The sequence below is a fragment of the Stenotrophomonas sp. PS02301 genome (assembly GCF_029959485.1).
Taxonomy (GTDB): domain Bacteria; phylum Pseudomonadota; class Gammaproteobacteria; order Xanthomonadales; family Xanthomonadaceae; genus Stenotrophomonas; species Stenotrophomonas maltophilia_Z.
The window spans coordinates 22,281-32,347 of the sequence record NZ_JASCOO010000047.1; the positions used below are offsets into that span (position 1 = coordinate 22,281).

Genomic DNA, 10,067 nt, shown 5'->3' on the forward strand with positions numbered 1-10,067 from the left:
TGCCCGCCTTGCGGCAGCGTCACAAAGAAGAAAGGCAACGCGTATTGGACAAGCCGAAGAAATCGGTCCGCCGCAAAACCAGCGGTGTGACGATCGACGAGGTGGCGGCGCTGGCCGGGGTATCGCCGATGACCGTGTCGCGCGCGATCAACCAGGGCAAGGTGCGCGATGTCACCCGCGAGCGCGTGATGCGCGCGGTGCGCGAGCTGGGTTATACGCCCAACCTGGCGGCGAGTTCGCTGGCCGCCGCGCAGCACACGCGCATTGCGCTGATCTACACCAATCCCAGCGGTGCCTACCTGCGGGAGCTGTTGGTCGGCCTGCTGCGGGTTGCCTCCAACGCCGCCATCCAGCTGGTCATCCACTACTGGGACAACTTCGATCCCGACGCCGAGCGCAAGGCCGCACGTGCCTTGGGCGGACGCGTGGATGGCGTCATCCTGCCGCCGCCATTGTGCGAATCGCAGGCTGCCGTGACCGAGCTGGTCAAGGCAGGCATCCCGGTCGTCGCGATCGCATCGGGTCACCTCAGCAACGATATTTCCTGCGTGCGCATCGACGATTTCCACGCGGGCAAGCAGATGGCCGAGCACCTCATCCAGCACGGTCACAGCCGTATCGGTTTCATCTGTGGCCGCACCGATCTCAGCGCGAGCGCGCGGCGCTACGATGGGTTTGTCAGCGCCCTGCATGACGCAGGCCTGCAGGTGGAACCCGGCCTCATCCAGCAGGGGGACTACACCTACCGTTCGGGGCTTGCCGCGACCGAGAAGCTGCTGTCCCACCGCCGGCCGCCGACCGCGATCTTCGCCAGCAACGACGACATGGGCGCGGCGGTGATCTCCGTCGCACACCGCCGCGGCCTGGAGGTGCCGCGCGACCTGTCGGTGGTGGGCTTCGATGACACCTCGGCCGCAACCACCGTCTGGCCGGAACTCACCACCATTCATCAGCCGATCGCCTCGATGGCCGATGCTGCCATCGATATCCTGCTGCGCACCATCCGCCGCAGGACGGACGATAGCCGCGTGTTGACCGACCACGTCGTGCCACACCGGCTGGTGATGCGCGATTCGGTCGCGAGCCCACCCAAGCGCCGATGACGCAGGGCGCATTGTCACGCGCCCGGGCATGCGATGGTGGTCTCGGCTTCATTCAAGGCACCCAGCGCGACGCGTGACACCGAGACGGTCATGGTTCCCGACGTTGCCAGCGACCAGGGGCGATCCAGCTTGCCGACCTCCGCGCCGGCCGCCGCCAGGCATTTCAACGGCACCCCCACGCGCGTCCATTTGCCTGCGGGCAGGCTCGCCAGGGCCGGTCCGATCGCAATGCGCGCCGTGCAGCCCGTGCCGCAACCGACCGCCAACCAGGCCTCGCCATGCGGGGCGGCGTCAACGCGCAGCGTGGTCAACAGCATCAGATCGCCGTTGCTCTCGCGCTGCAGGTCCAGCGGCGTGTGCGATTGCAGCGCGACGATCGCCTCCCCCTTGCCCGACCACGCAAGCCGACGGCCATCTTCCTGCGCCAGGTGATCCACGCCGGTGACCTTCAGTAGATCGCCCTCGAGCGATTCGGGCACCTGGGTGACGGTCACCCCCTGCCCTGTGCTGTCCTCCAGCCGCAGGGCCATGCCGGAGCCGGCATCCCCGCGCGCAAAGAACACACCGGCCGCCCCTTCGTTGCCGGTGACGCCCGACGCTTCCGGCAGCGCGGCCAGATCGCCATTGTCGGCATAGGTCAGGCCGAAGCCGAAGGCGAACTGCGGGTTGTAGTCCTTCTGCCCGACATTGTTGGCGTACTGCGTTGCCGTACGCGGCCAGCTGAAGCTCAGCTTTCCCTTGAAGTCGTGCTGCACGCTGCCGTCCGGTCTGCGCAGCAGCACATCGGCAATACCGGCGCCTTCCGAGCCGGGCAGCCATGCCGCCACGAAGGCATCGGCGGCGTTGATCTCACGGTTCACCCACAGTGGGCGCCCGCTGAGGAACACCGCCACCACCGGAATGCCGTCGGCCTTGAGCCGCTTGAGCAGCGCAAGATCCGTGTCATCTCCCGGCTTGTACGCCAGCGTGGGCAGATCGCCCTGGAACTCGGCATAGGGGTTCTCGCCGAACACCACCACGGCCACATCCGGCTTCGTCGTGTATCTGCCATCCACCGCAAACAGCGCCTCGCCGCCGGCGGCCTTCGCCTGCTGTGCAATGCCTTCGTAAATCGTATCGGCATTCGGGAAGTCGTTGCGGGTGGTGCCGGTGCCCTGCCAGTTCAGCGTCCAGCCGCCGGACTGCTTGCCGACATCGTTGGCGCCATCGCCGGCCACCAGGATGCGTTGCTTCGGCGACAGCGGCAGTACGCCGCCCTGGTTTTTCAGCAGTACCAGCGATTCGCGCACCGCCTGGCGTGCAACCTCGCGATGCGCCGGCGCACCGATCAGCGCGAACTGGCCGCCGACCGCGCGCGACGACGGTTTGCCCGCTTCGAACAAGCCGAGTCTCACCTTGACCCGCAGGATCCGGCGCACGGCGTCATCCAGGCGCTCCTGGGTGATGGTGCCGGCCTTGACCGCCGCCAGTGTGGTTTCGTAGAAGCCCTTCCAGCTGTCCGACGCCATGGCCATGTCCAGGCCGGCGTTGATGGTGGCCGGGCAATCGGTGGTGGTGCAGCCTTTGACCTGCCCGTGGCCATTCCAGTCGCCCACCACGAAACCACCGAAATTCATGCGGCCCTTCAGCGCGTCCGTCAGGTACCCGGTGTGCCCGTGCATCTTTTCGCCGTTGACGCTGTTGAACGAGGCCATGACCGTCTGTGCGCCAGCCGCGATCGCTGGCGGGTAGCCGGCGGCATGGATGCGGACCAGCTCGGCCTCGCTGATCCGGATATCGCCCTGGTCCTTGCCATCGGTGGTGCCGCCGTCACCGAGGAAGTGTTTGACCGAGGCGATGACATGACGGCCGTCAAGGAAGGCTGGCGAGCCCACCTTGCCCTGCAGGCCCTCGACCATCGCACCGGCATAGCTGGCCACCACCTCGGGCGATTCGGAATACCCTTCGTAGGTACGTCCCCAGCGATCGTCCTGCGGTACCGCCACGGTGGGCGCGAACGCCCACTCCATCCCGGTCGCGCGGGTTTCCAGGGCGGTGATCTCACCGATGCGGCGCAGCAGTTCCGGGTTGCGGGTCGCGCCCAGGCCGATGTTGTGCGGGAACAGGGTCGCGCCGATGATGTTGCTCTGGCCGTGCACCGCGTCGATACCGAACAGCACCGGAATCGCCTTGCCGCCCTGCGAGGTATCCATCGAAGCGGCATGGAACGCATCGGCCAGCGCCAGCCATTCGGCAGGCGAGGCATCGTAGTGGCCGCCGGGGTCGGAGTTGCCCCCGGCCAGCACCGAGCCCAGCCGGTACCGGCGCAGGTCCTCCGGCGTGATGCTGGCAATATCCCCCTGCACCAGCTGGCCCACCTTTTCCTCCACCGTCATGGTGTCCATGAGGTCGGTGATCCGCTTTTCCAGTGCGGCATCGGGCGGCAGCGGCCAGGTCACCGCCGGCCATGGGTTGGCCGGGGCCTGGGCCTGGGGAGGTGCCGCGGCCTTGTCCTCGCCCTTGCAGGCGGCAAGCGCAAGCAGCAGCACCGACACCAGAAAACCGGTGCGGCACGTGGGGTGGTGGTGGATCATGGTGCTCTCCTTGCCGCCGCGCTCAGCGCAGCAGGTACTGGTTGATCAGGTTTTCGTAGCGTTCCTGCTTGCCGCTGATCTGCCGGGGCTCGCCACCCTTGGCACCCAGCGCGGCCAGATCGATGAGGCTGAGCCCGCCGCGCTCAAACTCCTTGCCGGCACCGCTGTCGAAGCTGGCATAACGCTCCTTGCGCCACTGCTCCCACGGCGATTCATGCAGCAGGGCGTGGGCGACTTCCAGCCCGCGGGCGAACGCATCCATGCCGCCGATATGGGCAATGAACAGATCGTCCAGGTCGGTCGATTCACGGCGGACCTTGGCGTCAAAGTTCAATCCGCCCTCCAGCCCACCCTGCCGCAGCACCACCAGCATGGCGCCCACGGTGTCGTACAGGTCGCTCGGGAACTGGTCGGTATCCCAGCCGTTCTCGGCATTGCCGCGGTTGGCGTCGATGCTGCCCAGCAGGCCGCTGTCCGAGGCGACCTGCAGATCGTGTTCGAACGTGTGGCCGGAGAGCGTGGCGTGGTTCGCCTCGATGTTGAGCTTGAAGTCCTTGTCCAGGCCATGCGTCTTGAGGAAGCCCGCCACGGTCGCACTGTCGAAATCGTACTGGTGCTTCATCGGCTCCATCGGCTTGGGCTCGATCAGGAAGTTCCCCTTCAGGCCGATGCTGCGGCCGTAGTCCCGCGCCATGGTGAGGAACCGTGCGAGGTGGTCGACCTCGCGCTTCATCTGCGTGTTCACGAGCGAGGCGTAGCCTTCGCGGCCACCCCAGAACACGTAATGCTCGCCACCCAGTTCAACCGTTGCCTCCAGGGCCGCCTTCACCTGCACCGCCGCACGCGCCACCACCGCGAAATCGGGATTGGTCGAGGCACCGTTCATGTAGCGCGGGTGCGAGAACAGATTGGCGGTGCCCCACAGCAGTTTCATTCCAGTGGCGTCCTGGCGCGCTTTGGCCAGGCCCACCATGTGCTTGAGGTTCCTTTCGTACACGCCGACATCGTCGGCATCCGGCGCCAGGTCGATGTCGTGGAAGCACCAGTACGGCACGCCCAGCTTGGTGAAGAACTCGAAGGCCGCATCCACCTTGGCCTCGGCGGTCGCCATCGGCGAGCTGGCTTCCCAAGGGAAATGGCGGGTGCCTGGACCAAACGGATCATGCCCGGCGTTGCAGAAGGTGTGCCAGTAGCAGACCGCAAAGCGCAGGTGCTCCTGCATGGTCTTGCCGCCGATGATCTTGTGGGCGTCATAGACCTTGAAGGCGAGCGGGTTGTCCGAGTCCCGGCCTTCGAAGGGGATGCGGCCGATGCCGGGGAAGTATTCCTTGGCGCCGATGAAGGGCTGCGTGCTCATGGTGGCTCGTCCTGTCGTTGTGCGAGGGGTCGCGGAAAGGGGGATCAGCCGCGATACAGCGGCGTGAGGGCGTCGAGATGACGCAGGAAACGTGCATACGCGGTGGCATAGGCCTGGGCGCGCGCCGGATCCGGGCGCGCGGACAGCTGCGGCGCGAGCGCGACATGCTGGTCAGCGATAGCGGCGATGGAGGTGGCATCACCGCGTGCCTTGCCGAAGGCCCACAGGGCCTGCAATGCGGCGCCGAACGCCGCGCCTTCGGCGTGGATCGGCACATCCACCGGCAGGCCGAATACATCGGCCACCAGTTGCCGCCACTCGGTGCTGTTGCTGCCACCGCCGGTCAGCACGATGCGCTCGAACGACATGCCGGCGCCCACGAAGGCATCGAAGCCGTACTTCAGGCTGTACGTCGCCCCTTCCATGGCCGCGCGATAGAAATGCGCCGGGGTCATGTTGGTGGTGTCCAGCCCCGCCAGCACGCCCTTGCCGAGCGGCAGATCCGGCGTGCGCTCGCCGTTGAGGAACGGCAGCATCACCAGGCCGTCGGCGCCGGGCGACGTGGCGCGCAGGTGGCCATCGCCGTAGCGGGTGCTGAAGCCGAAGGCGTCGGCGACCTGTTCGGTCACCACCGTGCAGTTCATCGTGCAGATCAGGGGCAGCCAGCCGCCGGTGGAGGAGCAGAACGCGGCCCACGCCCCGTCGGGATCGACCACGGGCGTGTCGGAGTAGGCAAACAGGGTGCCCGAGGTGCCCAGGCTCATCGCCAGGCGGCCCGGTGCAACGCAGCCGGTACCGATGGCCGCCATCATGTTGTCACCGCCCCCAACGGCCACCTTCACGGTGTTAGGCAGCCCCAGTCTGGCCGCCGCGGCCGGATCGATGTCGAACAGCTCGTCGGGCGCGGCGATGCGCGGCAGGCAGAGCGCAAGGTCACGCTCCGGATCGGTCGCACGCAGCAACTCGGCCGACCACGTGCGGGTGCGCACGTCCAGCCAGCCCGTGCCCGACGCATCCCCGTATTCGCAGAAGCGCTGGCCGGTCAGCATGAGGTTGAGATAGTCGTGCGGCAGCTGGATCGTAGCGAGCCGGGCGTAGGCGTCGGGCCGGTGCGTCTTCGTCCAGGGCAGTTTGGACGCGGTGTAACCGGTAAGGACGGGGTTGCCGGCGAGCGCGATGGTGCGCGCTGTTCCGCCGACCGCCTCCATGATCTGCACGCACTCGGCCGAGGTGCTGGTGTCGCACCACAGTTTGGCCGGTGCCAGGACCTGCCCGGCGGCGTCGACGGGTACGAAGCCGTGCTGTTGGCCCGAGACCGCCAGCGCGCAGATGCGCGACCTGATCTTGGAATCGATCGCACGGAAGCAGGCCTGAAGGGCTGCGACCCACGCTGCCGGGTCCTGTTCACGGCTGCCATCGGCAGTGGAGATCAGTTCCAGGGGCGCGCTGGCGCTGGCAATGAGATGCCGCCCGGCAGGGTCGTACACCACGACTTTCAGACTCTGCGTACCTGCATCGATTCCGGCAACCAGATCCATGTATTCCATCCCGTGGGTGTTTGAAGGTAGCGCTACCATTTCCGGGCAACAGCGTGCCTCTGTGCTATGCCAAGGCGGAGGCCCGCGGCCATACGTCCTGCGCCGCTTTGCAGTAGCGTTCGATGAACGCTGCCTGCGACGGCATCGTCGCGAGCGCCTGCTCCACCGGCTGGCGGATCCGCATCAACAGCGTGCGCAGGTCCGCGTCCCCGATGGCGGCTGCAAGCGGATGCACAGGTCCCGGCTGGATCCCCTGCCCCATCAGCACGCTCGTCCAGGAGTCGACCCGGAACAGCTCGCCGGGGTCCTGCCAGGCATGCGCACGTTCGCGCCAGGCACGCAGCCGGACCGCAAGCGATTCGGGCAGTTCCATCTCACGACAGGCCTTCCACATCGGCTCGTCGCGCTGGTTGGCGTGGTAGTGCAGGATAATGAAGTCGCGCACGTGCTCCATCTCCTGCCGGCTGACCTCGTTGTACAGGTCCACCAGTGCCGGGCTGATGCCGTCGGACGGGAACAGCTGGATCAGGCGTACCACCGCGCTGATGGTCAGGTGGATGCTGGTCGATTCCAGCGGCTCGATGAAACCACTGGCAAGCCCGAGTGCCACCACGTTCTTGTTCCAGGCCTTCAACCGCCTTCCGCTGCGGAACGGCACCAGCCAGGGGTCGCGCAGGGGCGGGCCGTCAACGTCGCGCAGCAGCTTGGCGTGCGCCTCGTCATCGGACATGTGGCGGCTGGAGAACACCAGCCCGCAGCCGACCCGGTGCTGAAGCGCGATATGCCACCGCCACCCGGCTTCGTGCGCGATGGCGCGGGTATACGGAACCGGCGATCCGACCGACGCGGTCTGCACCGCAACGGCACGATCACTGGGCAACCATTCGTGCCAGTCCTCATAGCCGGTATGCAGGGTCTGCTCGGTCAACAGGCCGCGGAAGCCCGTGCAGTCGATGAACAGGTCGCCCTCGATGACCTGTCCGTCTTCCAGCACCAGCGATTGAACGGCGCCGTCGTGGGCATGTTGGCGGACCTCGCGGATCTTGCCTTCCACACGTCGCAGCCCGTGGCCTTCGGCTTTGCGGCGCAGGAATTTCGCGTAGAGCCCGGCGTCGAAGTGATAGGCGTAGTTGACCTGGGGCTGGGTCTGCAGCGAGAACCGGTCTTGCCGCGAGGCCGCGCTTTCCAGGCAGAAATCGCCCAGGTCCGATGGCATCCCGCGGCGCAGGCTGTCCAGCCAGAAATGGTGGAACGGCGTGGCCCAGGTCCCCTGCCCGATCGTGCCGAACGGATGGATGAAACGCTCCCCGGGGCGACGCCAGTTCTCGAACGAGATCGAGAGCTTGAACGTGCCGGCGACGGCCTGCAGGAACTCCTGCTCATCGATCTGCAGAAAACGGTGGAACGTGCGGATGGGGGGCACGGTCGACTCGCCGACACCCACCGTACCGATCTGCTCGGACTCCACCAGGGTGATGTCCAGCTGGTCGCGGAACTGGTGCGCCAGCGCACAGCCGGCCAGCCAGCCAGCGGTGCCGCCACCGGCGATGACGATCTTGCGGATCCGTCCCTGCGTTGTGTTCGCCACGTTCAATGCGGTGCTCCCATCAGCGGTTGAGTCGAGCCAGCAGCTGCGCGCGCATGCGGCGCGCCTGCGTCTCGTCGAACGGTGCCAGCGCGCCCCGGGAGGCGTCGGGCAGGTGTTGCCCTGCACGCTCACCCGGGCCGAAGACGTAGTACTCGAAGATCGTTGCCCAGGCCTGCTTCTCGCGCGGGGGCAGATCGCGCACCGCCCACATCGCGTGATGGAGTGCCGGCAGCGGCGAGGACAGGAAGGCCGGCGAACTGCGCCACCAGTAGTTCACCAGCACATTGAACGGGGCGAGGCTGCGCACGTGGTGCCACCACAGGCTCGGAATGAAGATCGCATCACCCGGTTCCAGCACGGCGGTCTGTGCGCTTGCCAATGCATCACGGAACCGGGGGTGGCGCGCGAAGTCCGGGCGGTCGATATCCACCACGCTGACCACCTGCCCCCCCGGCGTGGGGTCCAGCGGGCCCGGGTACAGGTTGTCGATCTGCTCCGGCGGAAACAACGTGAACCGGCGCCGGCCCACGGCGCAGCACGCCAGGTTGTCGGGCGTGTCGAAATGGCAGGAAGCGGTTACCCGGTTGCCGATCCAGATGCTCGCTGAAGCGTCGATGCCCTGCCCGGCCAGGCCGGCATCGTTGTGCTGCGCGAAGCCCGGCAGTGCCCGCTCGATCAGCAGGGAGGCGACATAGTAGGTGGGCGGCCGCGGTGCCTCGAGGGTGGCTTCAATGTCGTCCAGCACCTGCGTCAACAATCCACGCCGGACCTCGACGTTCAACCGGGTGAAATCCTCGTTATAGAACGGGCGCCCCTCGATCTCCGGCCCGCCGAAGGAATACGGGACCGGCACACCTGCCTCGAAGCCGCGCAGATAGCCCAGTGCCGCCTGCGTGGAGCGCAATCCTGCCTGCACCATCGGCCAGTCGCGCGCGATGCCGCGCAGCACCACCGGCTCGCCGGCATCCACCAGCGCCTCCAGCGGAAGCGCGCCAGGCGCGAGGCCTTCCAGTGTCCGCATGGCAGTGCCGTCCAGCACCGGTCAGTTCCTGCCCGCCGCCGCGGCGGCATCCTGCAGACGCAGACGTTTCTGTTTCTCCGCGATCAGGCGACGCATGTTGTGCAGCGACGCCAGCATCAGGTACGCACCTTCCAGGTAGCCGGCGCGATTGAGTTCGGCCAGCGCCGGACCGTCCAGCTGGGCAAGCCGGTCACGGTCGATGGCGTGCAGGCCGTTGACACCGACCCGATGCTCCTGGGCAACCTGCACGTCGAGCGTGATCGGTTGAATGAGGTCTTTCGCATCCAGCTCGGCAAACATCGCCGCCCCGAAGGCGTGTCCCTCGTGGATACCACGCAGCACGCCTGCGATGTGGTCCAGATAAGGTGTGTTGCCCCCCTGCGGCAGGAATACCGGCTCGCCCTGCATCGCCGTCACGCGCGGGTGATCCAGATCCACGTGCAGCACCGCTTCCTGGGTGAGCGTGCCATCGATCTGGTTCTCCTGGAAGCCGATCAGGAACGGCCCCTTGGCCGCCGCACCGGGCAGGTAGGACGCATTCCATCGGCCGTCCTGCAGGAACAGATTCTCGTGCTGCTCGAACCCGAGCAGCACCACGGACTGCCACTGGCCCGTGGCGGCGTCCTTGCGAAGGAAAATGGGATATTCCCGCTGCAGTTCGGCGAACTCGCTCGGGTAGGCCGGCACCATGCCGACCGCATCGCCGAACGCGGGCCCGAAATCGGTGGCCACGCGCAGATCGCGGTGGGCGATGTTGTTGAGCATTTCGTAACGCGGCATGGTGTTCTTCCCACCCCATCAGGACCCTTGAACGGGTGCCGCTGCCCGGGCAGCGGCCCCCCCACACGTCAGAACCTGTAACGAACGCCGAGCATGTAACGCGGGCT

At 66.9% G+C, this 10,067-nt stretch carries 7 protein-coding genes; 1 reads left to right on the forward strand and 6 read right to left on the reverse strand.

Going from position 1 to position 10,067, the window contains the following annotated elements:
• Positions 1–44: 44 nt before the first annotated feature.
• Positions 45–1,103 (forward strand): LacI family DNA-binding transcriptional regulator, encoded by a 1,059-nt coding sequence (locus QMX81_RS12555; RefSeq protein WP_121036837.1) that lies wholly within the window; start codon positions 45–47, stop codon positions 1,101–1,103.
• A 14-nt stretch (positions 1,104–1,117) separates the two neighbouring features.
• On the opposite strand, the gene QMX81_RS12560 is transcribed toward QMX81_RS12555, so the two are convergent.
• From QMX81_RS12560 to QMX81_RS12585, 6 genes are all read right to left on the reverse strand, one after another.
• On the reverse strand, positions 1,118–3,676 hold the full coding sequence (locus tag QMX81_RS12560) for an exo 1,3/1,4-beta-D-glucan glucohydrolase (protein WP_282261937.1): 2,559 nt from the start codon (positions 3,674–3,676) through the stop codon (positions 1,118–1,120).
• A 22-nt stretch (positions 3,677–3,698) separates the two neighbouring features.
• Complete coding sequence (gene xylA, locus QMX81_RS12565) at positions 3,699–5,033, reverse strand: xylose isomerase (protein ID WP_282261939.1); 1,335 nt, start codon at positions 5,031–5,033, stop codon at positions 3,699–3,701.
• Between the two features lie 44 nt (positions 5,034–5,077).
• Positions 5,078–6,571: a xylulokinase gene (gene xylB / locus QMX81_RS12570; RefSeq protein WP_282261941.1), complete on the reverse strand. Its 1,494-nt coding sequence runs from the start codon at positions 6,569–6,571 to the stop codon at positions 5,078–5,080.
• 64 nt (positions 6,572–6,635) lie between these two features.
• Positions 6,636–8,165 (reverse strand): tryptophan halogenase family protein, encoded by a 1,530-nt coding sequence (locus QMX81_RS12575; RefSeq protein ID WP_282261943.1) that lies wholly within the window; start codon positions 8,163–8,165, stop codon positions 6,636–6,638.
• A 13-nt stretch (positions 8,166–8,178) separates the two neighbouring features.
• Positions 8,179–9,180, reverse strand: coding sequence for a cupin-like domain-containing protein (locus QMX81_RS12580; RefSeq protein ID WP_282261955.1), 1,002 nt, complete (start codon positions 9,178–9,180; stop codon positions 8,179–8,181).
• A gap of 21 nt (positions 9,181–9,201) precedes the next feature.
• Positions 9,202–9,960: a SapC family protein gene (locus QMX81_RS12585; protein WP_282261945.1), complete on the reverse strand. Its 759-nt coding sequence runs from the start codon at positions 9,958–9,960 to the stop codon at positions 9,202–9,204.
• Between the last annotated feature and the right edge of the window lie 107 nt (positions 9,961–10,067).

Excerpts from the sequence above, each read along its gene's own strand:
- QMX81_RS12560 (WP_282261937.1), bottom strand. The coding sequence starts at position 3,676 with ATGATCCACCACCACCCCACGTGCCGCACCGGTTTTCTGGTGTCGGTG.
- xylA (WP_282261939.1), bottom strand. The coding sequence starts at position 5,033 with ATGAGCACGCAGCCCTTCATCGGCGCCAAGGAATACTTCCCCGGCATC.
- xylB (WP_282261941.1), bottom strand. The coding sequence starts at position 6,571 with ATGGATCTGGTTGCCGGAATCGATGCAGGTACGCAGAGTCTGAAAGTC.
- QMX81_RS12580 (WP_282261955.1), bottom strand. The coding sequence starts at position 9,180 with ATGCGGACACTGGAAGGCCTCGCGCCTGGCGCGCTTCCGCTGGAGGCG.
- QMX81_RS12585 (WP_282261945.1), bottom strand. The coding sequence starts at position 9,960 with ATGCCGCGTTACGAAATGCTCAACAACATCGCCCACCGCGATCTGCGC.